Below are 24,546 nucleotides of genomic sequence, written 5' to 3'. Positions count from 1 at the left end.
TGCAACCAGCCCGGCCATTGCGTGCCGGGCTTTTTTATTTCACTGCACCAAAAACGCCTTGAACTGCGGCGTCATCACGGCGCTGAAACCGTCGTCGGTTTTGCTGATCAGGTAGACCGCCAACCCTTTCTCTTCGGCAAGCTTCAACGCTTTCTCCGTGCCCAGCACCATCAGGCCGGTATCCCAGCCGTCGGCCTCGAGCGCGGTGGGGGCGATCACCGTGGCGGAAACCAGCCGGTGGTTGATCGGCCTGCCGGTGGTCGGATCGATGACATGGGAGTAGCGCTGGCCGTTTTCTTCAAAGTAGTTGCGGTAGCTGCCCGCGGTGCTGATGCCGTAACCGTGCAGATCCACCAGCGCCTGCACCGCATTTTCACGGTCGGTCGGCTTTTGGATCGCCACCCGCCAGGGTTTGCCCTGGCCGTTGACGCCGCGTGAAGAGACCGCGCCACCGACCGATACCAGGTAGTTGGTAATGCCGTTGCGGTTCATCAGGCGCACCAGTTCATCGGCGCCGTAGCCTTCGCCCAGCGTCGAGAGATCGACATACATGTCCGGCAGATCTTTTTGCAGCCACTCCCCGCGATTGTCGCTGATCAGCTTCAGGTGCTGCAGGCCGATGCGCTGCTTCGCCGCGTCGATCTGCGCCTGTTCCGGCACCTTGACCGGATGCTTGTCGGGGCCGAACCCCCACAGGTTCACCAGTGGGCCGACGGTGATGTCCATGGCGCCGCCGGTATCGCGGCCGATGCGCTGAGCCATCAGCACGATGTCCGCCATGCCGCGCGGGATCGGCTGCGGTTCGAGGCTGGTGCTACGGTTAAATTGCGACAGCACCGAGTCGGCGCGGTAGGTGGAGATATCGTCGTTGGCCCGTTCGAGCACTGCGTCAATCTGCCGCTGCAATGCTTGCTTGCCGATCGCGACGTCACCGCTGACTTTAACGCTGTAGAAGGTGCCCATGGTCTTGCCGTCGATATCGATTTGCGGGCGGGAGGAGGCATCGTCGCAGGCGGCGAGCAGGGCGCATAAGGCGCTGAGCAATGCCCCTTTGGCGAACAGGGAAGCCATAACATGTCCTTTGAAAACGAGAAAGCCGCTACAAATAAAGTAAAGCGCGGCAAATGGAAAGTGGATAAAGGTAAAATAGCATTTTGCTGGCGTTGCGGCTGCGCCTGAGCTAACGTCTCGCTCATGCTTTTCGCTGAGGTTTCAAGCTGCCGCCATGAGTTCAACCGCCATTTCCCGGCTTATCCATCCCTTTGTCAAAGACCGCTTCCTGCATGTGCTGTTGCTGGCCGGCGCAGCGATGTTCGCCTTTCATCCGCAGCCACTGGCGGCGCTGGGCGGTTTCATCGACGGCCGCACCCTCATTACTCTGTTGGGGCTGATGCTGCTGACCAAAGGCGTTGAGGTCAGCGGCTACTTCGACTTCGTTGGCCGCAAGATTATCAATCGGTTGCACAGCGAACGGCGGCTGGCGCTGTTCCTGGTGTTTTCCGCCGCGCTGCTGTCGTCGTTTCTGACCAACGACGTGGCGCTGTTTATCGTCATTCCGCTCACCATCACGCTGAAAAAGCTGTCGGCGCTGCCGGTTGGCCGTTTGATCATCTTTCAGGCGCTGGCGGTGAACGCCGGTTCGCTGCTGACGCCGATAGGCAACCCGCAAAATATCCTGCTGTGGAGCCGCTCCGGCCTCTCTTTCCTCGGTTTCATCGGCCAGATGGCGCCGTTTGGCGCCGCGATGATGCTGAGCCTGTTGGTGTTGACCTGGTTCAGCTTCCCGGCGCGCGACATCGTGAAAACGCCGAATACCGAGGGCTACCCCTATCAACGGCCGCTGTTGCTGAGCTGCGTGGGGCTGTATGCGATCTTCCTGCTGTGCCTGGATATCGGTCTGCCGCTGTATGGGCTGCTGGCGGTGTTCGCCGGCTTTTTGTTGCTGGCGCGCCGGGTGCTGTTGCTGATCGACTGGAGCCTGATTTTCGTGTTCGCCGCCATGTTTATCGATGTCGGCCTGTTTACCCGCCTGCCGCCGCTTCAGCCGGCGTTTGCCGCCATCGCCGGGCTGAGCGACGGCGGGGTGTACGCGCTGGGCGTCGGGCTGTCGCAGATCGTCAGCAACGTGCCGGCCACTATTTTGCTGCTCAACTATGTGCCTTCCAGCGCGCAGTTGGCTTATGCGGTCAATGCCGGCGGCTTCGGGTTGGCGATCGGATCGCTCGCCAACCTGATTGCGCTGCGCATGGCGGGGGAGCGCAAGATCTGGTTGCGCTTCCACTATTACTCGCTGCCGCTGCTGGCGTGGGCCGCGCTGGTCGGCTGGCTGTTGAGCTAACTCTGATTACCGCTCTGCCGGGCGGCCAACAAGCAAATGCTTCGGGTCACTTGGTAGGATTTCACGAAGGCGCTGACGGGTAAAAATTCGAAGCGCGAGTGGAAGTTATGCGCGCCGGTGAAGTAATTGGGCGTCAGGATGCCGCGGCTCGAGAGCACCGCTCCGTCGGTGCCGCCGCGCATCGGGATCACCTTCGGCGGGATGCCGTGGGCGGCAAGGGCGCCGAAGATCAGATCGATGGCGCGCCGATCTTCGCCGATGGCGTTGCTGATGTTGCTGTAGATGTCGCTGATGCTGCAGCTGACGTTGGCGCGCGGATAGCCGGCCGCCACCTGACGCACCGTCTCCTCAAGGCGAGCTTTGCGCGCCTCGAAGGTTGCGCGATCGAAGTCGCGAATCGACACCTTCAGCGTCGCCTGATTGGCATTGGCGGCCAGATCCGTGAACCAGAAATAGCCCTCGCGCCCGTCGGTGTGTTCCGGAGTATCCTGCTCGTCGAATTGGTTGATGATGTCGTTGGCGATGCGTATCGGGTTGATTAACACGTTTTTCGCCGACATAGGGTGGGCAGTCACCCCCTCGATGCGGATCTCCGCCGACGCCGCGTTGAAATTTTCGTACACCACTTCACCCAGTTCGCAGCAGTCGATGGTGTAGGCGAAATCGACGGGGAAACGCTGCAGATCCAGCGCCTTGGCGCCGCGCAGGCCGATCTCTTCATCCGGCACGAACGCCACCACGATATCGCCGTGGCGATCGGCGACGGCCAGGTTGGCCAGCAGTGTCATCACCACGGTGACCGCCGCCTTGTTGTCGGCGCCCAGCACGCTGGTGCCGTCGCTGAACAGGATCTCTTCGTTTCGGTAGGGTAGGATCTCCGGGTGCTCGGCGACCCGCAGCCAGATGTCTTGCTCGGCGTTCAGGCATAAATCTTCGCCGGTGAAGCGCAGGCGCTGCGGCCGAATCTCGGGCGACAGGCCGACGTCCACGGTGTCGATATGGGTGATGAAGCCGATGCGCGGCGCGCCGGGGTGGGTGCCAGGCTTGCGGGCGGTGACGGTGGCGTGTTCGTCTATCTGCACGTCGGCCAGGCCGAGATGGCGCAGCTCTTCCGCCAGCAGCTGCGCCATCTCATGCTGCCCCGGCGTGCTGGGCAGGGTGGTTGCGGCGGCATTGCTCTGGCTGGTGACCGCCAGGTAGCGGAAGAAACGTTCGGTAAGCTGTTCGGCAATCGGGCTGGTCATCGGAATTCCTCGCGGTTGGCAATCTACCGGTTTTAAAACGAAATCAGCTGTTTGTCCAACGGTGCAATGCGTAAACTGCCAGAATGCGAAGCATCGCGCAGAAACGAAAAATAGCGGTGCAACTAGGAAATAGTCGCAGGTTTCTGCGGCAAAATCGGTGTTAGCTGTGGGCCGGGAAGCGCCTACATAACACTTATCTGTCCCTCAAGGAGAATTCATGCACACCGGTCACGCTCTGCTTATCACTTTACTGTCCCTGGGCATCTCTCACAGCGCCTGGTCGTCTGCCGATACCGGGCACGCCAACAGCAACGCCAACAGCCGCGAAGTGGCCAGCGCGTTAGGCGGCCTGAAGAACAAAACCTACGAGCTGGAGCAGGCGCCGAAGATCCGCGTCGCCAGCTTCAATATCGCCGCCGGCAAGGTCAGCGACATGACCGCCATTGCCAAGGCGATTCGCGCGATGAACGTCGACGTGGTGGCGCTGCAGGAGGTGGATAAACTCACCGCCCGCAGCGGCCGGGTCGATCAGGCGGCGGAGCTGGCGAAGCTGACCGGTATGCAGGCGGTGTTCGGCCGGGCGATCGATTACGATGGCGGCGAATATGGCCTGGCGTTTCTCTCGAAGTATCCGTTGCACGATGCCGTGATCTATCCGCTGCCGTCCGGCCAGCGCGAACAGCGCATCGCCTTCAGCGCCAAGGTTGACGTGCCGGAGTTCCCGGCGCCGATCACCCTGTTCAACGCCCACCTCGATACCAAGGAAGATCCGACGATGCGTCTGGATCAGGTGCGGGAGCTGAACGATCGCGCCATCGAAGTGCGTGGCATCAAGCTGCTGTTCGGCGACATGAACGATGTGCCGGGCAGCGTGACCTGGCTGGAGCTGAGCCGCTATTGGAACGACATCATGCCGAACGGGCAGGACGGCCGCAGCTGGCCGGCAGAAAATGCCGAGATCAAGGTGGATTACCTCTTCACCGGCAACGCGCAGCGCTGGCATCTGGACAGCCTGACGGTGCCGAACGCCAGCGGCGACTGGAACGGCGTGCATTGGCCGGCGGTAAGCGACCACCTGCCGCTGGTGGCGGAGATGCGCCTGACCGAGCAATAAGCGGGTGGGCGTTCCATTGGGGCCGCGCTAAGCCACGGCGATCTGCGCCAGCCGCTCGACGGCGCTGCGGATCTCGCCCGGCGCCAGGGCCGAAAAACCCAGCAGCCAGCCGTCGCGCTGTGCCTGTGCCGTCAGGTATTGCGCCTTCAGCCCGGGCGTGAGGATGCCGAGCCGCTGCGCCCGCTGGCTGAGCGCCGCCTCCTGGCCGGGCGGCAGCCAGACGCTGAGCTGCAGGCCACCGGCGGCGGGAGCGGGCGTGGCGAAGTGGCCGAGTTTTTCGTGTACTTCCGCCAGCAACACATCGCGCCGGCTGCGGTAGAGCTGGCGCATGTAGCGGATATGCGCGGCGAAGTGCCCTTGGCGGATGAATTCGGCGGTGACTGCCTGCATCAGCTGCGCGCTGTGGCCGTCATACACCGTGCGCGCGGTGACGAACGCTTCAACCAGCGCGGGTGGGGCGATCAGGTACGCCAACCGCAGCGAAGGGAACAGCGACTTGGAGAAGGTGCCGAGGTACAGCACCCGGCCACGGCGATCCAGGCCCTGCATCGCCGGTATCGGCAGGCCGTCGTAATGAAACTCGCTGTCGTAATCGTCCTCGATGATCCAGGCCTGATGCCTCTCCGCCAGCGCCAGCAACGCCAATCGGCGTGCCAGGCTGAGCGCTGCGCCGGTTGGATATTGGTGCGAGGGCGTCAGATAAAGCAAACGAGGGTCGGGCAAGGAGGGGTCAGCACACAGGCCGTCGCTGTCCACCGCGACCGGTGTCAGGGCGGCTCCTGCGCTGATAAAGGCGTTTCTTGCCCCGGTGTAACCCGGTTCTTCCATCCAGACGCTGTCGCCGCTGTCCAGCAGCAACGTGGCGATCAGCTGCAGCGCCTGCTGCGAACTGGTCAGCACGATAACCTGGCGAGCATCGCAGATCACGCCGCGCGTTTGGTTGACGTGAGCGGCAATCGCTTCGCGCAGCGGCAAATAACCCTGCGGGTCGCCGTAGCGCAGCAGGCTTTCTCCCTGTAGCCGCAGGCGCTGTGCGGTCAGTTGCTTCCACAAGGCCAGCGGAAACGCACGCAGATCCGGCGAGCCGGCAGCGAAGGCCTGAGGATGCTGCGGATCGCGGCAGCCGCCGGTTTGAACGATCTGTTGGCCGCGCTGCGAAAGGCGCGGTATGCCGGCGCCGGTCGCCGGCGCCGGCGATTTGGCGATGATAATCGCCACAAAGGTGCCCTGGCCGACGCGGCGCTGCAGATATCCCTCCGCCTCCAGCTGACCGTAGGCCGCTTCGACGGTTACCCGCGAGAGGCCCAGATCGCTGGCCAGCACCCGGCTGGAAGGCAGGCGTTGCCCAACGCTCAATGCACCCTGGTGGATGGCCTGCCGCAATGCGCCGCACAGGCGATCGCGCAGCGTGCCGGCGGCGTGGGGCGATTGCTGAAACAATGTGACCAGCGAGTGCCGCATAATGGGCCTTATCACGGTTGGGAAATGGGTATCAATCATAAGACCAAAATGGGGCACTATTGTCATCTGTCTTGATGCACGGGAGTGAGTGGTATGTTGAAAGAATCATTGGTGCTGGCTTTTCCGCCGGCGGCGCCGGAAGAGAGCCAGGCCTACCTGGCGACCAAGCTGAGCCGCTATGCGGATGCCTGGGACGTGGCGGAAGATCTGCGCAATGGCGTGGAAGAGATGGTAGTGATCGACACCCGCGCGGAGGCGCTGTATGCCGCCGGGCATATTCCCGGTGCGCTCAGTTTGCCGCATCGCCTGATGGATGAAGCCGGCACGGCGCAGCTGGATCGCCGAAAAGTGTATGTGACGTACTGCGACGGCATCGGCTGCAACGGTTCCACCAAAGGCGCTTACAAGCTGGCGAAGCTGGGATTCCGGGTGAAGGAGCTGATCGGCGGGCTGGACTTCTGGCTGCGCGACGGCCATCCGTTGGCCATCGGCGAACAGCCGGGATCGTTGCGCGATCGGGCGGCTGTTGCGGACTGCGGCTGCGCCTGAGGCGTTAAAACACCAGCGCTAGCACGACGGCCAGCGCCATCAGCAGCAGGATCAGCGCCACGGCCGGCTTGCTGAGCGCTTTTTGCAGCGGCAGAGGCAGGGCGGCGATCAGCGGGTTGAGCAGCGGCTGCGGATCGACAGGGTGGCTGACGATAGGCTGGGCCTGGCCGGCTTTTTCCAGGCGGCGGGCAAACAGCTGATGAATGGCGTCGTTCATTTGCGGATGCGTCAGCGGCGCATTGGCGCCGCAGTTGAAGCGGGCTTGGCAGTAGTCGTTCATCTGCTGCAGCTCTTGCTCATCCGCCGGCTGTTTGAGCGCCGCCAACAGATTGTTCAGCGTCGGCGCGCTCTGCGGGCTGAGCGCCACCTTCACTTGCAAAAACTGGTTCAGCAGCTGGAAGTGGCGCGCCGGCAGCGGATCGTTGGTTTTCACGCCCGCGAGATCAAACAGCGTTTGCCAGATTTTAGCCGGCGCTTCGCCGGTGGCGGCGCTGAGTTTGGTTATCTGCTGCTGCAGGCTCTGATGCTCTGCGGGCAGCAGCGGGCGATCGCTGGTGGCGGTTTGCTGCGGCTGGGGAATGGCCAGGCCGCCGGTCTGCAACAGATTCAGCACCTGCTGCAACTGCGGCGGGCTCAACTGGCTCAGCACCGTGTGGCCGAACTGCTGGCGAATAAAGTCGCTGACGGCCTGGCGGTTGTTGCCCTGCGGCAGCAATTCGGCCAGCTGTTGCAACAGCTGGCGCCCGGCATGGTTTTGCTGCGCCTGCGTCAGGCGCGTTTGCAGCAGCTGTTCCGCCGGTTGAAAATGGCGCGCGAGCAGTTCGCCGCCGTTGTCGGCGCCGAGATCGTGACGCAGAGATGCCCAGATCTCCGCCGACTTTGCCGGGCTGAGCGCCATGATTTTCACGATCAGCTTTTCCAGCGTCGTGCGCTGCGCCGGAGAGAGGGGCTGATCGTCAGTGGCCGCCGTTTTGCCCGGGGAGGGAGGGCGTTCGCCGGCGATTGGGGTGCCCGGCCCACTCAAAGGTTGCATATCACCAGTCCTTCGCTGTGTATCCCCGCAGAATGCCTGGAGGAGAGAATCATCATCGTACCCGGCGAAAAGCGCAGGCTTACCCTCTATGATACCTGTAAATCGCCGCCATCAATACCGCCGCTCAGACATTTCTTTACCGACAAAACGTTGCTAATCGCGCCCGCGCCGCTAAGATAACCCCAGACCCGAACATGAGGATGGCATGGTTAAACGGCAGCGGATTGCAAAATGGTTTTTATGCCTGGCTTGCCTGGTGGTGCTGACGTGCATGACCCAGCGCATGGCGGGCCTGCATGCGCTGCAGCAAACGCTCGGGATCCCGGCAGCCACCGCCGTTCAGTCCAGTGACACCGCCGCCGAAGCGCAGCCGACGCCCTGTGAGCTGAGCGCCAAGTCATTGCTGGCCGCGCCGCCGGTGATGTTCGAAACCGTACTGTTCGGGCTGGGCCTGCTGCTGGCGCTGTTGGCGCCGACCATCGCCGCGCGCCTGCACATTCCTCCTCCTCGCGCCATTTCACCGCCCACCCTCAGGGTGCACCTTCGATTATGCGTATTCCGTGAATGAGTTAATCGCCCGTTTTTCGCGGTGAATTAATCATTTATGGAGAATTAACATGTTGAAAATTATCAGGCTGGCCTGCGCTTGCCTGTTTATGCTGTGGCTGCCTGCCTTGCAGGCGGCGGACAGCGGCTGGCTGCAAAACCCGGCCAACGATCATGCCAAGGTGCGGCTGCGCGCCGACACGTCACAGCCGGGGGAGACTCGCCTGCTGCTGTCGGTCGAGCTGCAAAAGGGCTGGAAAACCTACTGGCGTTCCCCAGGCGAAGGCGGCATCGCGCCGGCTATCGTCTGGCAGGGCAATCCGCCGCCGGCGACCTGGCACTGGCCGACGCCGCAGCGTTTCGAGGTGGCCGGCATTTCCACCCAGGGCTATCACGATCGGGTCACGCTGCCGATCGTGATGTCAGCCCACGTATCCGGCCCGCTGGCGGGCACCCTGACGCTATCCACCTGCAGCAACGTCTGCATTCTGACCGACTACCCGTTCAGCCTGGATCTGACGACGCCGAACGATCCGCAGTTTAACCACGACTTCGCGCAGGCGATGGGGCAGGTGCCGATCGCCGCCGGGGTGGCGGAGAGCGTCAAGGCCGGTTACCGCAACGGCGAGCTGCAGATCGCCGCCGAACGTGCCGCTGGCTGGCAGCAGCCCTCGCTGTTCTTCGATACGCTGGCGGATGCCGATCTCGGCAAGCCGAAGGTCGAGACCGACGGCGCTCAGCTGTTGGCGCGAGTGCCGGTCAGCGACGGTTGGGGCGATGCGGCGCCGGATCTGCGCGGCAAAACGCTGACGCTGGTGATCGACGACGGCGGCATGGCGCAGCAGATTACGCTGCCGATTGGCGATCCGCTGGCCGCGCCCGCCGGTGCGGCGTTCTCGTTATGGCAGGCGGTATTGATGGCGCTGGCGGGCGGGTTGATCCTCAACCTGATGCCGTGCGTACTGCCGGTGCTGGGCATTAAGCTCGGCTCCGTCCTGCAGGTGGAACGGCGCGATCGGCGCAGCGTGCGTTTGCAGTTCCTGGCGTCGTCGCTGGGTATCGTCGCCTCGTTTATGGCGTTGGCTTTGCTGATGACGTTACTGCGGCTCGGCAACCATGCGCTCGGCTGGGGCATTCAGTTCCAGAATCCGTGGTTTATCGGTTTTATGGTGCTAGTGACGCTGCTGTTCAGCGCCAACCTGTTTGGCCTGTTCCATCTGCGCCTTTCGTCCGATCTGAACACGTCGCTGGCGACCCATAACGGGCACGGTCTGAGCGGCCATTTCTGGCAGGGCGCGTTTGCCACGCTGCTGGCGACGCCGTGCTCGGCGCCGTTTCTCGGCACGGCGGTGGCCTTCGCGCTGGCGGCGTCGCTGCCGGTGCTGTGGGGCATGTTCATCGCGCTCGGCATCGGCATGAGCCTGCCGTGGCTGCTGATCGCCGCCTGGCCATCGCTGGCGCTGCGCTTGCCGCGCCCCGGCCGCTGGATGAATACCGTCAAGCTGGCGATGGGGATGCTGATGCTGGCGTCGTCGCTGTGGTTGCTGAGCCTGTTGAGCAATCATATCGGCGTGCAGGCCACGCTGTGGCTGGGGGCGTTGGCGCTGCTGGCGTTGCTGTTGGCGGTGTGGCGTCAGCAGGGTGCACGGTTGGCGGCCAAGCTGGCGGCGGGCACGTTGGTGCTGGCGGGCGTGGCCTTGCTGGCCGGATCGCTGACCGCCGGCCTGTGGCGCCAGCCGTTGCAGGATCGGGTGCAGTGGCAACCGCTGAGCGAACAGGCGATTGCCGAGGCGCTGGCTCAGCATAAGCGGGTGTTCGTCGACGTGACCGCAGACTGGTGCGTGACCTGTAAAGCCAACAAATTCAATGTGCTGCTGCGCGATGACGTACAGCGCGCGCTGAGCGCCGACGACGTGGTTGCGCTGCGCGGCGACTGGAGCCGCCCGTCGGCCGACATCAGCGCCTTCCTGCAAAAGCGCGGCAGCGTCGCCGTGCCTTTCAACCAAATCTATGGCCCCGGCAGCCCGGACGGCGAGGTGTTATCCCCGCTGTTGACCCGTGACGCCGTGCTGCAAACGCTTTCCCATGCCAAAGGAACCGAACAATGAAAAAGCTACTGATTTTACTGATGATCATCGCCGCCCCAGTGTGGGCCGCCGAGCCTTTCACCCCGGCACAAGAGGCGCGTATCAAAGAGATGATCCGCGAAACGCTGGTGTCCAACCCGGACATTCTGGCGCAGGCGGTGGACGCCTGGCAGCAGCAAACCGCCGGCCAGCAAATCAGCCAGGCTATCAAGCAGAACGCCAAAACGCTGTACCAGGATCCGGCCAGCCCGCGCCTCGGCGCCGCCAACGCCAAACTGACGCTGGTGACCTTTACCGACTATAACTGCCCGTACTGCAAGCGTTTTGATCCGATGCTGGAGAAGATCGTCAAGCAATACCCGGACGTGGCGCTGGTGGTGAAGCTGCTGCCGTTCAAGGGCGAAAGCTCGGTCAGTTCGGCGCGCGTGGCGCTCACCACCTGGCAACAGCACCCGGATCAATTCTGGGCTTTGCACCAGCGGCTGATGGCGAAAAAGGGCTTCCACGACAACGCCAGCATCGCCGCCGCGCAAGAGAAAACCGGCGTCAAGGCGGTGGCGCCCAGCGAACAGAGCATGACCACGCTGCGCACCAATATGGAGCTGGCGGAACAATTGGGCGTGCAGGGGACGCCGGCGACGCTGATCGGCGATCGGATGCTGCCGGGGGCGGTGTCGTATGAAGAGCTGGAAGCGATGGTGAAGCAGCAGCTGGCGAAGGCCACCAATGGCTAAGCTCAAGCGCTGGGGGCGCGAGTTGCTGCTGCTGGCGCTGATCGCGCTGGCGGTGATGACGGTGATGGATTGGCTGAACGCGCCGCAGGCGCCGCCGGCCTTCGATGCTCAGACCCTGACCACGCTGGACGGCGAGAGAGTGTCGTTGGCGCAGCTCAGCCATGAGCGGCCACTGCTGGTTTACTTCTGGGCCAGTTGGTGTGGCGTCTGCCGTTTCACTACGCCGGACGTCGCCCGCTTGCAGGCGGCGGGCGGCAACGTGCTGACCGTCGCGCTGCGCTCGGGCGACGATACCCAGGTGAAACACTGGCTGACACGCAAGCGGCTGGCGCTGCCGGTGGTCAACGATCCGGCCGGTACGCTCTCGGCGCAGTGGCAGATTGGCGTGACGCCGACCTTCGTGGTGGTCTCGCAGGGCAAGGTGGTGCAGAGCACCACCGGCTGGACCAGCTACTGGGGGATGAAGCGGCGGCTGTGGTGGGCCGCACAATAGGATTAAATTAATATTTAATTATTTCAATAGAAATAATTAAAGTGATTTGTGTTCTATTTTGTGCAATCACTTTTGATTGCACAAGTTTTTTTTTGTATTCTATCGTTGTGAAATTATAGTTAAATGTGAGGATGGAATGTTTGGTAAAATAAAGCTTGGCTCTCGTTCTTTATCTAGTTTGAAATTGGATGAGCTCAATCCTAGGCTTATTGGATATAGAAAAAGAGGGAAGATTGGTACCGAGAAAAATATAATATCCACGTTGGTTAATCATTATGATGTTATGAGTCTGTGTAGATCTATATTGCAGAATGGGTTTCAGCCGGATGAAGTGTTAATTGCTATTCCGGACGATTCTGGCTCCTCAAAAAGAATAGTCGTTGAAGGAAATAGAAGGCTATCTGCTTGTAAAATACTGAAAAAACCCGAATTATTAAAGGGGACCAATTATGAAGGTCAAATAAACAGAATAAAGAAACATAAGAACTATTTGTATGTAATTGATACGATAAAGAAGATAAATATTGTTGAGCTTAATAATCGTGCTTCAGCTAGGTCGTACATAGCATCAAAACATACAAAAGAGTCGATAAAAAGATGGAGTGTTTATACGCAGGGTGCATATTATATTGACCTCTTGAATGAATGCAGTTCTGTTCAAGAACTAAGGGGTATGATAAACAACACTGTTTCCATCTCTAGAATAAAAACTGTAATACTTTTTTCTCGTATTGCAGATTATATTGTAGATCTCAATGACTTGTCTCTAGATGAGAAGGCATTAATACTTGAAGATATTGATAATATTAAAGTTGAAGCCATTCTTAGGTTGATGCAACGCTCTGATTTTAAAGAAAAGATAGCGAGGGTAAAAATAGATGATAGGGGAGGGATGGTTTTAAATGGAATCAGTCATGATGCATTTGATGTGATATTGGCCAAATTGGCTAGAGATTCCAATTTTGAAAAAACTCTTACTACACGTCAAGAGAACTCTAAAGAGATGCAAGATTACCTGTTAGAGTTGGAGTCTTTAATATCAAGCTTTGACAAGCCAGATGTTTATTCTGACGAGCCTGGAACTTCAGAGGATATTGACCTTGGGCTTTTTAGTAATGAAGATGATGATAGTGATGATTTGTTAGAAAGTAATAATGATAATAACTCAACGCAACCAAAACCTGACGATGGGAATACAAAAAGAATAAGGGTAAGTTACAAACTTTTGAACAAAAAAACGCTGTTAATTACTGATTATTATAAGCTAAATTCACTCATAGAAGAGGCAAAGAAAATCAATTGCATGACATATAAACATGCCTCTGTGCTACTTAGTCGTACTATTATACAAGTTATGTTGACTATTCATATTAAATCGACGGAGTTACATGATGATTATAAGAAAAATGCAAAACACAAATATTTAGAGCTCGATAGTTTGCTTGAATATTATATTTCTAACACAAGCAAGCTGATCCAGGATGATGTAAAGTTAATAAAAGAAGCAATTAAAAATTTCAAAAACGATGGCAAGAATATTGCGAATTTGGCAACACACAGTGATAAAGATATTCTTACTGAGTTAGAAGTAAAGCATATCCAAGCTAAGCTACAAATTCTTGCTGATCATTTTTTAAAAGTATTTATAGATTCAAAAAATGAAGTTTTAGCTGTATAATGTATAAGGATTTTTAAAAATGGTGATGATTTATGCAGGTATATGAGAAAGAAACATTAGAAATGCTTAATAAACAGTCTATTAGGCGTAGCCTAGGGATGCCTGTCATTCCTTCTGATGTTTCACCATTTCGCTATCCTGGTGGAAAAGGCAAGCTCTCAAAGTTTCTTGCCTTATTTATCATCACAAATCAACTTCAAGGATGTAAATTGGTTGAACCTTTTTGCGGTGGGGCTGGAGGAACTTTGCCTCTGTTGCTTACAGGTTTAGTCGATAAACTTGTTCTTAATGATGCCAACCCAGCTGTTTCTGCTTTTTGGGAGACGCTCAAGCTTAATCCTGACGCTTTAATCAATCGGGTGGAAAAAGAAGAAATAAGCATAAACAGATGGCATCATTGGAGGGAAGTCTATTTTGAGAGAAATAATGTTTCTCAAGAGGAAAAAGGTTTTTCCGCTCTGTTTCTAAATAGAACAAACCGTTCTGGCATGTTTCATGCGGGCCCTATTGGTGGGCGGGCACAATTAGGCGATTATTTACTTAATTGCCGCTTCACTCGCTCAACACTAATTAATCGGATAAAAAAAATTGTAGCTGTATCTGATAAGCTGATAGTCACAAATAAAGATGCTATTGATGCTATATCTCGACTGTCTGCTAATGACTTTATATATGCCGATCCTCCATATGTTAAAGAAGGTAAGAATATTTATAATGCCTTCTGCTTTTCTGAAGTTCAACACCAACGATTTGCTAGCTCTTTGAAGCGAAAAAAAGCACATTGGTTACTTTCCTATGATGACCATCCACTTGTTCATAGGTTTTACTCCAAGTCAGGGATAAACATTATTGAGTTAGGATATGCCATCAATAAAGCTCGAGTTGGTCAAGAGCTTTTAATAGCATCTGCAAATTTAAGACAGCCTATTATTGCCAATGTGTCGAGCTTTGATAAAACCACAATGGATAATAATGATGTATTGCTACATCGAGCTGAAGGTAAAACCTAGCAATATTAAATCAAAGTTTTTATTAAAGTGATTTTAATATTTTATTTCACTACTTTAACACCTCCTCAATCGCCCGGCACAGCCGGGCGATACCTTCTTCAATCTGCGGCGGTGAGTTGGCGGCGAAGTTCAGCCGCAGGCCGTGCGCGCCCAGCTGTTCCTGCGCATAAAAGCATTCGCCACGTGCGAAAGTCACTCCGTATCGCCAGGCGACCGGCATCAGCTCGGCGGTGGTCACCGCCGCCGGCAGCGTCAGCCAGATAAACAAACCTCCCTGCGGCGTTTCAAAGCGGCACCCCGGTGGTAGCCGCCGTTGCAAGGCATCAATCATCACCTCGAGATGGCGGCGGTAGACGCGCCCGGCGCGCCGCAGCTGCTTGTCGTAACGGCCGACGGTGACGAACGCGTCCAGCGCTCGCTGGATCAGGCTGGAACTGGTGAAGCTGTCGACGTGTTTCAATCGTGCGAAACGCTGATAATGTTCGCTGTCCGCCACCAGATAGCCGATGCGCATGCTGGGCAGCAGCATTTTGGAGAAGGTGCTGACGTAGATCACCGCGCCCGGCGGCGCCAGCGCGCGCAGCGACGGCAGCTGTTTGCCCTGATAACGCAGATCGCCGACGAAATCGTCTTCCAGGATCACCACGCCGGCCTGTTGGGCGATCGCCAGCAGGCGTCGCCGCCGTGCTTCACTCAGGCAACGGCCGGTCGGGTTGTGGAAATTGGGGATGGTGTAGATCAGTTTAGGGCGGTGGCGCGCCAGCAGCTCGGGCAACCGCTCGACCAGCATACCGTGGCGGTCGCCCGGTACGGTGACGATATTGACGCGGTGCTGGCGCAGCAGGCCCAGCGCTTCGGCGTAGGTCGGCTCTTCGACGATCACCGTATCGCCCGGCGCCAGCAGGCTTTGCACCACCAGACTGATGGCGTGCTGCGAACCGTTGGTGATCAGCACCTGTTCCGCCTGCGTGGGGATGCCCTGTGCGCTGAGTATGCGGCTCAGCGTATCGCGCAGCGGGTAGTAGCCGCAGTATTCCCCGTAGCTGAAGGCCTCTTCCGCATGGCGGCTGAGCACCGACAGCAGCACTTTGCGAAACGCCTCCAGCGGAAACACCTTAGGGCTGCCGACGCCGGCGGCGAAGTTGATCAGCCCCTCCGGCAGCGGGGCGTCGGCGTAGCCGTCCAGCCGCGAGGTGAGGGTGGTGAAGCTCTCCAGCGGGAATGGGGCATCGCTGCTCGGCCGGGCCGGGCGCGCCTGCGCTTGCGGGTGCGCGACATAGGCGCCGCTGCCGCGCCGCTGATGCAAAAAGCCCTTGGCCGACAGTTCGGCGTAGGCGTTATCCACCGTTAAACGGCTGACCGCCAGCTCGGCCGCCAGCGTGCGCGTCGAGGGCAGTTTGTCACCATCGACGAACACGCCGGTGAGGATGGCGCGCCGCAGCGCTTCTTCGATCTGTAAATAGAGCGGAACGTCCTGCTCGCGATCCAACGGGATATGCATGCGAAATTGGCCCGGTTATGGAGAGTGATTTTTACTATACCCCATGTCAACAGGGCTTCAAGCGCAGAAAAGTGGCCTGCATGACAACACCGCAAAGTGGCTATAGTGAGAAAAAATGGCTGCGTTACACTCTGTGCTTGAGCATTTACGTCGCCATTTCTCCGAGGATCTCATGTCATTACCGTCAGGCGTTTCCGCCCGGCCGGCGCTGCCCGGCGCGCGCCTTTTTCAGGGCAGCAGCCAGGGTTACGTCATCGCCATTATCAGCGCCATGCTGCTGGCCTTTACCGCCATCATCATCCGCGCGCTGACCGAGTACTACCACCTGCCGACCTTCGTGCTGGCGTTCTGGCGTGCGGCGCTGGTGGCGCTGGTGCTGTTGCCGCTGCTGTTGCTGGTGAAACCGCAGTGGGCGCGCCTGCGCCGTGAACAGGTGGTGTTCTACGCGCTTTACGGGCTGCTGCTGGCACTGTTCAACAGCCTGTGGACACTGTCGGTGGCGCTGAACGGCGCGTCGGTGGCGACCATTCTGACCTACTGCTCGGTGGGATTTACCGTGTTCCTCGGCTGGGTGATGTACAGCGAACGCCTGACGCTGCGCCAATTGCTGGTGATCGCCATCAGCCTGGGCGGTTGCTTCCTGGTCAGCAACGGCGACAGCATGGGGAACAGCCACTTCGATCTGCTGGGGCTGCTGGTCGGGATGTTGTCGGGCATCGGCTATACCCTGTATACCCTCGGCGGGCGGGTGGCCAGCGAACGCGGCTATCCGGTGTGGAACACTATCCTGTATGTGTTCGGTTTTTCGGCGCTGTACCAGTTGGCGTTCAACGCGGCGCTGACGGCGTTCCCGCTGGCGGCGTTCCACGGCATGGCCGGCTCTCTGTGGTTCCTGTCGTACGGTGCGCAGGGCATTCAGTGGAGCGGCTGGCTGTTGTTGCTGGCGCTGGCCGCCGGGCCGACGCTGCTGGGCTTCGGGCTGTACAATATCAGCCTGAAAACGCTGCCGCTGGCGGTGGCCAACCTGATCCTGTCGCTGGAGCTGGTGTTCACCGCGGTGATCGCTTATTTCCTGCTGGGGGAAAGCATGAATCAGCTGCAGCTGCTGGGCAGCGCGCTGGTGATGGGCGGGGTGCTGCTGTTGAAAAGCAAGACCGCCGAGGCGTGATCGGCTACCATTACGCCTCGCAAGAGAGGCCGTCATGATGAATAACCCGAGATTGAAGCGAGCGCTTATCGCTTGAATGGCCGTGTTGAGTGAACGACAACACGGCCACAGACATTCCGTTCCGTGGCTTTTATTCCCGTAACAAGAGAATACGCCATGTCCGAAAAACACTGGTCCAACACCGAGCTGCTGCATCAGACGGTGACCAATCCGAATATTATCGTCAAAGGCACCCACAGCTACTACAGCGACTGTTGGGATAACAGCTTCGAACGCTCGGCGGTGCGTTATCTGCATGGCGACGCGGTCAGCCGGCAATGGCAGCCGCTGGGCGAAATAGACCGCCTGTTGATCGGCGATTATGTGTGCATCGCAGCCGAAGCGGTGATCCTGATGGGCGGCAATCACACCCATCGCATCGACTGGCTGAGCCTGTATCCGTTTATGGCAACCATCAAGCAGGCGTACCGCCCCAAAGGCGATACGCGACTGGGCGATGGTTGCTGGATCGGCATGCGGGCGATGCTGATGCCAGGGGTATCGATAGGAGAGGGGGCGATCGTCGCCGCCGGCAGCGTGGTGGCCGGCGATGTTGAGCCTTATGCCATCGTTGGCGGTAATCCCGCGCGGTTTATCCGTTGGCGGTTCGCGCCGGAGGTCATTGCGCGGTTGCTTGCCTTACGCCTCTATGACTTGTCCGAGGCGGACTTTGCGGTGATTCAACCGCTGCTCGCCGATGACGATATCGATGCGTTGGAAAGGGGCATTGCGACCTTGCGTCGTTAAACATAACGGGCGGAGGATCCCCGCCCGTTTCGCGTTACTCGGCTTTGACCTCGGCCGCCGGTTGGCGGCGTTTGCGCATCAGGCGCAGCAGCGGCGGCAGCGCCAGTACCGCAACCGCCAGTACCAGCAGCGTTTGCGCGATGCTGCTGCTCCACAGAATGCCGAACTCGCCGTTGCTGATCGACAGCGCGCGCCGCAGATTTTGCTCCAGCATCTCACCCAGCACGAAGCCCAGAATCAGCGGCGACATCGGGAAGTGCATTTTGCGCAGGATGTAGCCGAACACGCCCAACCCGACCATCAGCAGCAGGTCGAAGGTGGTGCTGTGTACCGCATAAACCCCCACCGCCGAAACCGCGGCGATCGCCGGCACCAGGAACCACAGCGGGATGGTCAGCATGCGGGTGAACAGGCCGACCAGCGGCAGGTTCATGATCAGCAAAATGACGTTGGCGATCAGCAGCGCGGCGATCAGCCCCCAGACGATATCCGGCTGTTCGGTGAACATCGCCGGGCCGGGGGTGATGTTGTACAGCGTCAGCGCACCCATCATCACCGCTGTGGTGCCGGAGCCCGGCACCCCCAGCGTCAGCATCGGAATGAACGAACCGCAGGCCGAGGCGTTGTTGGCCGCTTCCGGCGCCGCTACGCCGCGGATGTCACCCTTGCCGAAGGTGTCGCTGTTGCCGCTGATTTTCTTCTCGGTCATGTAGGTCAGCGCACTGGCGATAGTGGCGCCGGCGCCCGGCAGAATGCCGACGAAGAAGCCGATCACCGACGAACGCAGGGTTGGGCCTGCGCACTGCGCCGCCTCTTTGCGGTTGAACAGCAACCGGCCGGTTTTACGCACCAGTTTTTGCCCGGCGCTGGTGCTTTCCAGCATCAGCAGGATTTCGCTGACCGAGAACAGGCCGATCACCACCACGATAAACTGCACGCCGTCGGAGAGGTGCACGCTGTCGAAGGTAAAGCGGTAAACGCCGGTGTTGGCGTCGACGCCCACCGTCGCCAGTCCCAGGCCGATCAGCGCCGCCAGCAGCGATTTCAGCGGGTTCTGGCTCATCATGCTGCCGAGGCAGGCGATGGCGAACACCATCAGGGCGAAATACTCCGCCGGGCCGAAGGCCAACGACCAGCGGGCCAACAGCGGCGCGAACAGGATGATGCCGCCGATGGCGATCATCGATCCGACGAACGAGCTGACCGCCGAGATGGACAGCGCCACGCCGGCGCGCCCCTGCTGCGCCATCGGGTAGCCGTCCAGCGCGGTCATGATCGCCGCCGCGTCGCCCGGTACGTTGAGCAGAATCGACGAGATGCGTCCGCCGTACTCGCAGCCGATATACACCGTCGCCAGCAGGATCAGCGCCGATTCGGCCGGCAGCTTGAGGGCAAACGCCAACGGCAGCAGGATCGCCACGCCGTTGATCGGCCCGAGGCCCGGCAGCAGGCCGACGATGGTGCCGACGAAGCAGCCTATCAGGGCGATAATCAGGTTCTGCGGCACCAGCGCCACTTCGAACCCTTGAGTCAAATACATCCAGGTATCCATCATCGCTCCCGTTAGCTCAGCCAGGTGCCGAGCGGCAGTGTGACATCGAGAAGTTGGTCAAAGGCGTAATACAGCGCTGCGCCCATGACGACGCCGGAGATGGCCGCCGCCGGCAGGCTGGCCTGAAACAGCAGGCCGATGCTGAACGTCAGCAGCGCGGTGGCCAGCGGAAAGCCCAGCCATTCAAAGCCCCAGGCATACAGCACCAGGGTGATCACCAATACCAGCAGCCGTTGCAGCACCTTGTGATGCGGCCACTCCACCGCCTGCGGGCGGCGCAGCAGCAGCAGGGCCGCGCACAGCGCCATCAGGCTGAGGATCGCCAGCGGGAACGGGCGCGGCCCCAGCGGTTCATAGCTGTATTCGCTTTGGATGCCCCAGCCGATGAACAGCCCACCGATGCACAGCAGCAGCCAGAAGCCGGCAAAAATACGATCGCTCATGGTTTTCCCCTGCGGTTATTTGGCCAGGCCGAACACTTTTGCCTGCTCACGGTATTGAGCAACCTGATTCTTCACGTAGGCGTCCAGCTCTTTGCCGGTCATGTTGAATTCGAACAGGCCGCGCAGATCGCGCTGCTGCTTGAATTCGTCGGTCGCCATCATTTTCTGGAAGGTGTCAATCCACCACTGATACTCTTCATCGCTGACTTTCGGCCCGACGTAGAAGCCGCGAATGATCGGCCACACCAGGCTGTATCCCTGCTCTTTGGCGGTCGGAATGTCGGCCAGTTGGCCCGGCAAACGTTGCTCGGCATACACCGCCAGCACGCGGATCTTGTCGCCCTGCAAATAAGGCACCATCTCGCTCAGGTCACCGGAAACCGCCTGGATATGGTTGCCCAGCAGCGCGGTGACCGGTTCGCCGCCGCCTTCGAACGCCACGTAGCGCATCTTGCGCGGATCCACACCGACTTCGCGTGCCAGCAGCGCGGTTTTCATCCAATCCTGGCTGCCGATGGAGGCGCCGGCGCCGAACACCACGCTATTGGGATCTTTTTGGAAGGCGTCCATCAGGTCTTTCAGGGTTTTGTATGGCGAGTCGGCGCGCACCGCGATCATGCCGTAGTCGGTACCGACCGCCGCCAGCCATTTGACGTCGTCCACGTTATAGCGGCCGAACTTGCCCTGGGCCAGGTTGAGCAGCGAGCCGCCGGAGAAGGCCACCACGGTGCCGAACTCCGCCGGGCGCTGCGCGACGATGGCGTTGTAGGCCACCGCGCCGACGCCGCCGGGCATATAGGTGACGCGCATCGGCTTATCGATGGCCTTGGTGTCCTGCAGCGACACCTGAATCAGCTTGCAGGTCAGATCGAAGCCGCCACCGGGCTTGGCCGGCGCGATGCATTCGGTGCGTTTGGGCGCTTCCACGGCAAAGGCCTGATTGGCCGCCAGCAGCAGGGCGGCGGCGGTAAAGGTACGGGTCATTATTTTTTTCATTGTGGCTTGCCCTCGGTATTGTTCTGGTTATGAATCCCGCCAGGTGCGGTTGCAGAATTGTTAAAACAACAACCTTTCATTTACCTTTCAGCGGACGGAAAAGTTTCCAGTCTGTGATTGGGGTCGCTCGTTGCGAGCGAATGGCGGGGGCGCTACCATAGAAATGAAGGCAAGAACAGGGCGCAAAACCGGCCAAAATACTGCGTAATATCAGGTTTGCCGTTCTGCTTCTGCGATAAAATCATGATCAGTGAAATGAATAGAGACGCAGCAATATGTTTTTGTTAGGGAAATTGTTTGGTGGCAGGGACAGCGCCAAAGTGTGCGCGATTAAACGGCTGCCGGAGGTCTATGCGGAGATGACCGGTGAAAGCGGGCAGTGCCGTTTGAAGCGACTGCGTGCTGATATTGGCGTATTTGAGCTGCATTTCGTCAATGCCGACGGTGAAAAGTATGCCTGCCAGATGACCGCCTGCGTGACCGGCATCGATCTGGTGTTTGCCGCCAACAATCGCTCCGTGCTGGTTTCTTCGCCGTTTACCGCCGACAAGCTGCGCCCGGTGCTGGACATTGCCGTTGCCGATAGCCCCATTCCGCTGATCTGATACCGTCCTGCGATCGTCCCCCATACGCATATACGCATAATTGTGTGCCAGCTCCCAAAACGGGCGGCGCGGCGCTCTTTTATCCCCTTATTTTCCATGCCATTCTCTGTTATCAGCCTGTTAACGGACGCCGTGTCGGCGCCAGGTTGTTCAGGTAAATCAATGGAATGGGAACATGCGACTGTTATTGGTTGAAGATCACCCCGAGCTGTCTCACTGGTTGCAAAAGGCGCTGACCGGCGCCGGGTTTGCCGTCGACGTCGCCCCGGACGGCGTGGCCGCCGATCATCTGTTGCTCAACGAACGCTATGCGTTGGCGGTGCTGGATGTGGCGCTGCCGCGTTTGAACGGCCTGGATTTGCTGGCGCGCCTGCGCAAGCGCGGGCAGGATCTGCCTGTGCTGCTGCTGACGGCGCGCACCGACGTGGCCGATCGGGTAAAGGGCCTGAATCTGGGGGCGGACGATTATCTCACCAAGCCGTTCGAATTGGACGAGCTGGAAGCGCGTATTCGGGCGCTGCTGCGCCGCAGCGTCGGCGCCGCGCAGCCGGCGTTGCAGTATGGCGCGTTGACCTATCACGACGAAGGCTATTTCCTGTTGGAGGGCAAGCCGCTGGCGCTGACGCCGCGCGAACTGGCGGTGTTGACCGCGTTGATGCACCGGCGCGGCCGCCCGGTGGCCAAGCAGCAGCTGTTCGAGCAGGTGTTTACGCTGTCCGACGAGGCCAATCCGGAGAGCATCGAGCTTTACGTGCATCGTTTGCGGAAAAAGCTGCAGGGCAGCGACGTGGCAATCATCACGCTGCGCGGTCTGGGTTACAGCCTGGAGCGGTGCAATGCGGTGGTTTAACGCGCCGCGTTCGTTGTTCTATCAACTGCTGCTGTTTTTTGGCCTGCCGCTGGTGGCGTTGGGCGGTATCTCGATCTACACCCACTATTTCAGCGCCATGAGCGCCGCCACCCTGGCTTACGATCGCACGCTGCTGGCGTCGGCGCGCACCGTGGCGGAGCGGCTGGTGGTGCGCGAAGGCAAGCTGGCGGTCGATGTGCCCTATGTGGTGCTCGACAGCTTCGAGCGCAACATGAACGATCAGTTGTATTACGAGGTGATTTCGCCGCAGGGAAAAAGCATCTCGGGCTATGACGATTTGCCGTCGTTGCCGCCCCATATCCCGCGTTCCACGCTCTACCCGGCGCTGGTGCATTTTTACGATGCGGAATACCTCGGCCGGCCGATCCGCGTGGCGGCGCTGTTTCAACCGATCAACGAGTCGGGCGTGAGCGGCATGGCGACCATTTTGGTGGCAGAAACCCTGGAGTCGCGCCGTTACCTGGCGCGGCAGATGATGATCGCGGCGCTGCTGAGCCAGGGCACGGTGGTGGTGTTGACCCTGATCCTGGCGTTCGCGCTGCTCAAGCGGGTGTTGAAGCCGATGCGTAAACTCTCCGGCATCATGTTGAGGCGCGATCCGGGCGAATTGACGCCCTTGCCGCGGGTATTGCCGTGGTCGGAGATGCAGCCGTTGCTGGTGGCGTTCAATCGCTACATCGAACGGTTGCGGCTGATGGTGGCGCGCCAGGAGCGTTTCAGCGCCGACGCTTCGCACCAACTGCGCACGCCGCTGGCGGTGTTGAAGACCCAGGTTGGGGTCGCGTTGGCCAGTGACCGGCCGCAGCAGTGGCGCGAAAGTCTGCAGGCGATGAGCGCGACGCTGGATAATACCGTGGCGCTGACCGACCGCCTGCTGCATCTCTCACGCCTGAAGGCCAGCGAGCACCAGGCCGAGCGCCAGCTGCAGCCGGTCAATCTGGCGCAGGTGCTGCGCGACGCCTGCTTTTCCCGCTTGCCGCAGGCGCGCAGTAAACAGATCGATCTCGGGTTTGAAGGTGAGGCGGTGTGCCAGGTGGCAGGGGAACCGCTGCTGTTGGCCGAGCTGTGCGCCAACCTGCTGGACAACGCGCTGAAATACACGCCGCGTCAGGGCGTGGTCACCGCCCGCCTCACTCAGGATAAGGCGGCGGGGGAAGGTGTGCTGGAGATAGAAGACAGCGGCCCCGGCATTGCTTTGCAGGACAAGGCGCTGGCGCTGCAGCCGTTTCACCGGCTGGACAACGTGGGCGATCAGCCGGGCGCCGGCCTGGGGCTGGCGCTGGTGAAGGATATCACCGCGTATCACGGCACCCGCCCGGAGCTGTTGAGCTCCGCCGCGCTGGGCGGCCTGTTGGTGCGGGTGCGTTTCAGGCTGCTGCCTTAAGCCTGTTCTTTGCAGGATTCGACGTCGGCCGCCGGGGCCTTGGCTTTACGCGTCAGCGGCGTGCGCAGCCGCTGCGACAGGATCACGCCCAGCAAGGTGATGCCGCCGCCGATCAGGTGGTAACCGTGCAGTTGCTCATGCAGGAACAGCACGGCGATAGCGGCGGTAAACACCGGCGCCAGGTTCATGAAGATCGAGGCGGTGTTGGCGCCCAGACGCATCACGCCCTGGATCCACAGGAACGGAGCGATAATCGAAGCCGGAATGCCGGCGAACAGCACCAGCGGCAGGTTATGGCCGTTCAAGCCGACATCCTCCGCCATCAGGAAATTAGGCAGCAGCAACAGCACGCCGAACAGGATCTGCACGTACAGCGATTGCCAGTTCGGTAGCGCGATAGCCCAGCGTTTGGTCAATACGCCATACAGCGCGTAAGAGGCGGTGGCGAGCAGCATCATCAATTCCCCCTTGCCGATACCGTGCTGCAGCAGCACGCCGGGCTGACCGCCGCTGACCAGCCAGATCAAGCCGCAGAAGGAGAGTATGCTGCCGAGCAGCACGCCGACGGTCGGCGCAATGCGCAGCAGTACGATGCTGATCAGGATGGTCAGCAGCGGGATCAGCGACACGATGATGCCCATAAACAGCGCGCTGACGCTGTGCGCCGCGTAATAGGCCAGGCTTTGGTACAGCACCATGCCCAGCAAACCGAGGATCATCAGCTTCCACCAGTTGGCGCGCACCTGCGCCCAGTTGCGCAGCACGCCCGGCAGCACGAACGGCGTCAGGGCAATCAGCGCCAGCAGCCAGCGGTAGAGCGAGATGGCCGCCGGATCGATGGCGGTGGCGGAGAGTTTACTGACGACGGCGTTAATCGACCATATCAGCACGGCCAACAGCGGGAAGAGCATATTCATGATAATTATTCTCAATAACGTCCAACATGCTGGCTA

General features: G+C 59.6%; 23 protein-coding genes. 14 read left to right on the top strand and 9 right to left on the bottom strand.

Annotated elements, in window-relative coordinates; translation table 11 throughout:
- Positions 1-39 precede the first annotated feature (39 nt).
- Positions 40-1,071, bottom strand: coding sequence for an FAD:protein FMN transferase ApbE (gene apbE, locus QDT79_RS21585; RefSeq protein WP_308317051.1), 1,032 nt, complete (start codon positions 1,069-1,071; stop codon positions 40-42).
- Between the two features lie 154 nt (positions 1,072-1,225).
- Between apbE and QDT79_RS21580 the strand changes: the two genes are divergently transcribed.
- Positions 1,226-2,338 (top strand): SLC13 family permease, encoded by a 1,113-nt coding sequence (locus tag QDT79_RS21580; protein ID WP_063988954.1) that lies wholly within the window; start codon positions 1,226-1,228, stop codon positions 2,336-2,338.
- On the opposite strand, the gene pepT is transcribed toward QDT79_RS21580, so the two are convergent.
- Positions 2,335-3,582 (bottom strand): peptidase T, encoded by a 1,248-nt coding sequence (gene pepT / locus QDT79_RS21575; RefSeq protein ID WP_308317050.1) that lies wholly within the window; start codon positions 3,580-3,582, stop codon positions 2,335-2,337. The genes QDT79_RS21580 and pepT overlap by 4 nt on opposite strands.
- A 217-nt stretch (positions 3,583-3,799) precedes the next feature.
- Between pepT and QDT79_RS21570 the strand changes: the two genes are divergently transcribed.
- A complete protein-coding gene (locus QDT79_RS21570; RefSeq protein WP_063988956.1) occupies positions 3,800-4,696 on the top strand; it encodes an endonuclease/exonuclease/phosphatase family protein in 897 nt (298 codons plus the stop codon).
- Positions 4,697-4,723: 27 nt separating this feature from the next.
- Here QDT79_RS21570 and pdxR (QDT79_RS21565) read toward each other — a convergent pair whose 3' ends face one another.
- Positions 4,724-6,157 carry a MocR-like pyridoxine biosynthesis transcription factor PdxR gene (gene pdxR, locus QDT79_RS21565; RefSeq protein WP_308317049.1) on the bottom strand — a complete coding sequence of 478 codons (1,434 nt, stop codon included), beginning with the start codon at positions 6,155-6,157 and terminating at the stop codon, positions 4,724-4,726.
- Positions 6,158-6,250: 93 nt separating this feature from the next.
- On the opposite strand from pdxR (QDT79_RS21565), the gene QDT79_RS21560 reads away from it, so the two are divergent.
- The gene (locus tag QDT79_RS21560; RefSeq protein ID WP_107227597.1) at positions 6,251-6,706 is read left to right on the top strand and encodes a rhodanese-like domain-containing protein; all 456 of its coding nucleotides are present in this window, start codon (positions 6,251-6,253) and stop codon (positions 6,704-6,706) included.
- A gap of 4 nt (positions 6,707-6,710) precedes the next feature.
- Here the strand turns inward: QDT79_RS21560 and flk are convergent, their stop codons facing one another.
- Entirely contained in the window at positions 6,711-7,739 is a 1,029-nt protein-coding gene (gene flk, locus QDT79_RS21555) for a flagella biosynthesis regulator Flk (RefSeq protein ID WP_063988959.1), read from the bottom strand.
- A gap of 205 nt (positions 7,740-7,944) precedes the next feature.
- Here flk and QDT79_RS21550 point away from each other — a divergent pair, with 205 nt between their 5' ends.
- The 6 genes from QDT79_RS21550 to QDT79_RS21525 all read left to right on the top strand — a co-directional run bounded on the left by QDT79_RS21550 (position 7,945) and on the right by QDT79_RS21525 (position 14,287).
- Positions 7,945-8,307, top strand: coding sequence for a copper resistance protein (locus QDT79_RS21550; RefSeq protein ID WP_308317048.1), 363 nt, complete (start codon positions 7,945-7,947; stop codon positions 8,305-8,307).
- Positions 8,308-8,356: 49 nt separating this feature from the next.
- Positions 8,357-10,393, top strand: coding sequence for a protein-disulfide reductase DsbD family protein (locus tag QDT79_RS21545; RefSeq protein ID WP_308317047.1), 2,037 nt, complete (start codon positions 8,357-8,359; stop codon positions 10,391-10,393).
- On the top strand, positions 10,390-11,106 hold the full coding sequence (locus QDT79_RS21540; protein WP_130017824.1) for a DsbA family protein: 717 nt from the start codon (positions 10,390-10,392) through the stop codon (positions 11,104-11,106). The genes QDT79_RS21545 and QDT79_RS21540 overlap by 4 nt, the downstream gene beginning before the upstream one ends.
- Entirely contained in the window at positions 11,099-11,599 is a 501-nt protein-coding gene (locus tag QDT79_RS21535) for a protein disulfide oxidoreductase (RefSeq protein ID WP_308317046.1), read from the top strand. Before QDT79_RS21540 ends, QDT79_RS21535 begins: the two co-directional genes overlap by 8 nt.
- A 136-nt stretch (positions 11,600-11,735) precedes the next feature.
- Positions 11,736-13,277: a hypothetical protein gene (locus tag QDT79_RS21530; protein ID WP_141240919.1), complete on the top strand. Its 1,542-nt coding sequence runs from the start codon at positions 11,736-11,738 to the stop codon at positions 13,275-13,277.
- A gap of 32 nt (positions 13,278-13,309) precedes the next feature.
- The gene (locus QDT79_RS21525; RefSeq protein WP_072021616.1) at positions 13,310-14,287 is read left to right on the top strand and encodes a DNA adenine methylase; all 978 of its coding nucleotides are present in this window, start codon (positions 13,310-13,312) and stop codon (positions 14,285-14,287) included.
- 49 nt (positions 14,288-14,336) lie between these two features.
- Here QDT79_RS21525 and pdxR (QDT79_RS21520) read toward each other — a convergent pair whose 3' ends face one another.
- Positions 14,337-15,788 (bottom strand): MocR-like pyridoxine biosynthesis transcription factor PdxR, encoded by a 1,452-nt coding sequence (gene pdxR / locus QDT79_RS21520; protein ID WP_308317045.1) that lies wholly within the window; start codon positions 15,786-15,788, stop codon positions 14,337-14,339.
- Positions 15,789-15,960: 172 nt separating this feature from the next.
- Between pdxR (QDT79_RS21520) and QDT79_RS21515 the strand changes: the two genes are divergently transcribed.
- Both QDT79_RS21515 and QDT79_RS21510 read left to right on the top strand, forming a co-directional pair.
- Positions 15,961-16,956 carry a DMT family transporter gene (locus QDT79_RS21515; RefSeq protein WP_308317044.1) on the top strand — a complete coding sequence of 332 codons (996 nt, stop codon included), beginning with the start codon at positions 15,961-15,963 and terminating at the stop codon, positions 16,954-16,956.
- Positions 16,957-17,112: 156 nt separating this feature from the next.
- Complete coding sequence (locus QDT79_RS21510) at positions 17,113-17,742, top strand: CatB-related O-acetyltransferase (protein WP_308317043.1); 630 nt, start codon at positions 17,113-17,115, stop codon at positions 17,740-17,742.
- A gap of 34 nt (positions 17,743-17,776) precedes the next feature.
- On the opposite strand, the gene QDT79_RS21505 is transcribed toward QDT79_RS21510, so the two are convergent.
- The 3 genes from QDT79_RS21505 to QDT79_RS21495 are packed head-to-tail and all read right to left on the bottom strand — an operon-like array spanning position 17,777 to position 20,733.
- Positions 17,777-19,294, bottom strand: a complete 1,518-nt coding sequence (locus tag QDT79_RS21505) for a tripartite tricarboxylate transporter permease (RefSeq protein WP_049200154.1) — start codon at positions 19,292-19,294, stop codon at positions 17,777-17,779.
- Between the two features lie 11 nt (positions 19,295-19,305).
- Positions 19,306-19,737 carry a tripartite tricarboxylate transporter TctB family protein gene (locus QDT79_RS21500; RefSeq protein WP_063988966.1) on the bottom strand — a complete coding sequence of 144 codons (432 nt, stop codon included), beginning with the start codon at positions 19,735-19,737 and terminating at the stop codon, positions 19,306-19,308.
- A gap of 15 nt (positions 19,738-19,752) precedes the next feature.
- Positions 19,753-20,733 carry a Bug family tripartite tricarboxylate transporter substrate binding protein gene (locus QDT79_RS21495; RefSeq protein WP_033635359.1) on the bottom strand — a complete coding sequence of 327 codons (981 nt, stop codon included), beginning with the start codon at positions 20,731-20,733 and terminating at the stop codon, positions 19,753-19,755.
- A gap of 275 nt (positions 20,734-21,008) precedes the next feature.
- Here QDT79_RS21495 and QDT79_RS21490 point away from each other — a divergent pair, with 275 nt between their 5' ends.
- The 3 genes from QDT79_RS21490 (at position 21,009) to QDT79_RS21480 (ending at position 23,593) form a co-directional block, all read left to right on the top strand.
- Positions 21,009-21,338 (top strand): hypothetical protein, encoded by a 330-nt coding sequence (locus QDT79_RS21490; RefSeq protein WP_063988967.1) that lies wholly within the window; start codon positions 21,009-21,011, stop codon positions 21,336-21,338.
- 175 nt (positions 21,339-21,513) lie between these two features.
- On the top strand, positions 21,514-22,188 hold the full coding sequence (gene tctD / locus QDT79_RS21485) for a transcriptional regulator TctD (protein WP_038876462.1): 675 nt from the start codon (positions 21,514-21,516) through the stop codon (positions 22,186-22,188).
- On the top strand, positions 22,175-23,593 hold the full coding sequence (locus tag QDT79_RS21480; RefSeq protein ID WP_107227601.1) for a sensor histidine kinase: 1,419 nt from the start codon (positions 22,175-22,177) through the stop codon (positions 23,591-23,593). Before tctD ends, QDT79_RS21480 begins: the two co-directional genes overlap by 14 nt.
- Here QDT79_RS21480 and QDT79_RS21475 read toward each other — a convergent pair.
- A complete protein-coding gene (locus QDT79_RS21475; protein WP_063988969.1) occupies positions 23,590-24,510 on the bottom strand; it encodes a DMT family transporter in 921 nt (306 codons plus the stop codon). The genes QDT79_RS21480 and QDT79_RS21475 overlap by 4 nt on opposite strands.
- Between the last annotated feature and the right edge of the window lie 36 nt (positions 24,511-24,546).

This window comes from Serratia marcescens (assembly GCF_029846115.1).
Taxonomy (GTDB): domain Bacteria; phylum Pseudomonadota; class Gammaproteobacteria; order Enterobacterales; family Enterobacteriaceae; genus Serratia; species Serratia marcescens_L.
The sequence above is the reverse complement of the archived record's forward strand: the minus strand, read 5'-3'. Positions and strand labels throughout refer to the sequence as shown.

Bases quoted from the DNA above. Each gene is read 5' to 3' on its own strand.
- QDT79_RS21580 (WP_063988954.1), top strand. From the start codon at position 1,226: ATGAGTTCAACCGCCATTTCCCGGCTTATCCATCCCTTTGTCAAAGAC.
- QDT79_RS21570 (WP_063988956.1), top strand. From the start codon at position 3,800: ATGCACACCGGTCACGCTCTGCTTATCACTTTACTGTCCCTGGGCATC.
- QDT79_RS21560 (WP_107227597.1), top strand. From the start codon at position 6,251: ATGTTGAAAGAATCATTGGTGCTGGCTTTTCCGCCGGCGGCGCCGGAA.
- flk (WP_063988959.1), bottom strand. From the start codon at position 7,739: ATGCAACCTTTGAGTGGGCCGGGCACCCCAATCGCCGGCGAACGCCCT.
- QDT79_RS21475 (WP_063988969.1), bottom strand. From the start codon at position 24,510: ATGAATATGCTCTTCCCGCTGTTGGCCGTGCTGATATGGTCGATTAAC.
- QDT79_RS21510 (WP_308317043.1), top strand. From the start codon at position 17,113: ATGTCCGAAAAACACTGGTCCAACACCGAGCTGCTGCATCAGACGGTG.
- pdxR (WP_308317049.1), bottom strand. From the start codon at position 6,157: ATGCGGCACTCGCTGGTCACATTGTTTCAGCAATCGCCCCACGCCGCC.
- QDT79_RS21530 (WP_141240919.1), top strand. From the start codon at position 11,736: ATGTTTGGTAAAATAAAGCTTGGCTCTCGTTCTTTATCTAGTTTGAAA.
- QDT79_RS21545 (WP_308317047.1), top strand. From the start codon at position 8,357: ATGTTGAAAATTATCAGGCTGGCCTGCGCTTGCCTGTTTATGCTGTGG.
- QDT79_RS21535 (WP_308317046.1), top strand. From the start codon at position 11,099: ATGGCTAAGCTCAAGCGCTGGGGGCGCGAGTTGCTGCTGCTGGCGCTG.
- apbE (WP_308317051.1), bottom strand. From the start codon at position 1,071: ATGGCTTCCCTGTTCGCCAAAGGGGCATTGCTCAGCGCCTTATGCGCC.
- QDT79_RS21515 (WP_308317044.1), top strand. From the start codon at position 15,961: ATGTCATTACCGTCAGGCGTTTCCGCCCGGCCGGCGCTGCCCGGCGCG.
- QDT79_RS21495 (WP_033635359.1), bottom strand. From the start codon at position 20,733: ATGAAAAAAATAATGACCCGTACCTTTACCGCCGCCGCCCTGCTGCTG.
- QDT79_RS21550 (WP_308317048.1), top strand. From the start codon at position 7,945: ATGGTTAAACGGCAGCGGATTGCAAAATGGTTTTTATGCCTGGCTTGC.
- QDT79_RS21505 (WP_049200154.1), bottom strand. From the start codon at position 19,294: ATGGATACCTGGATGTATTTGACTCAAGGGTTCGAAGTGGCGCTGGTG.
- pepT (WP_308317050.1), bottom strand. From the start codon at position 3,582: ATGACCAGCCCGATTGCCGAACAGCTTACCGAACGTTTCTTCCGCTAC.
- tctD (WP_038876462.1), top strand. From the start codon at position 21,514: ATGCGACTGTTATTGGTTGAAGATCACCCCGAGCTGTCTCACTGGTTG.
- QDT79_RS21500 (WP_063988966.1), bottom strand. From the start codon at position 19,737: ATGAGCGATCGTATTTTTGCCGGCTTCTGGCTGCTGCTGTGCATCGGT.
- pdxR (WP_308317045.1), bottom strand. From the start codon at position 15,788: ATGCATATCCCGTTGGATCGCGAGCAGGACGTTCCGCTCTATTTACAG.
- QDT79_RS21480 (WP_107227601.1), top strand. From the start codon at position 22,175: ATGCGGTGGTTTAACGCGCCGCGTTCGTTGTTCTATCAACTGCTGCTG.
- QDT79_RS21490 (WP_063988967.1), top strand. From the start codon at position 21,009: ATGTTTTTGTTAGGGAAATTGTTTGGTGGCAGGGACAGCGCCAAAGTG.
- QDT79_RS21540 (WP_130017824.1), top strand. From the start codon at position 10,390: ATGAAAAAGCTACTGATTTTACTGATGATCATCGCCGCCCCAGTGTGG.
- QDT79_RS21525 (WP_072021616.1), top strand. From the start codon at position 13,310: ATGCAGGTATATGAGAAAGAAACATTAGAAATGCTTAATAAACAGTCT.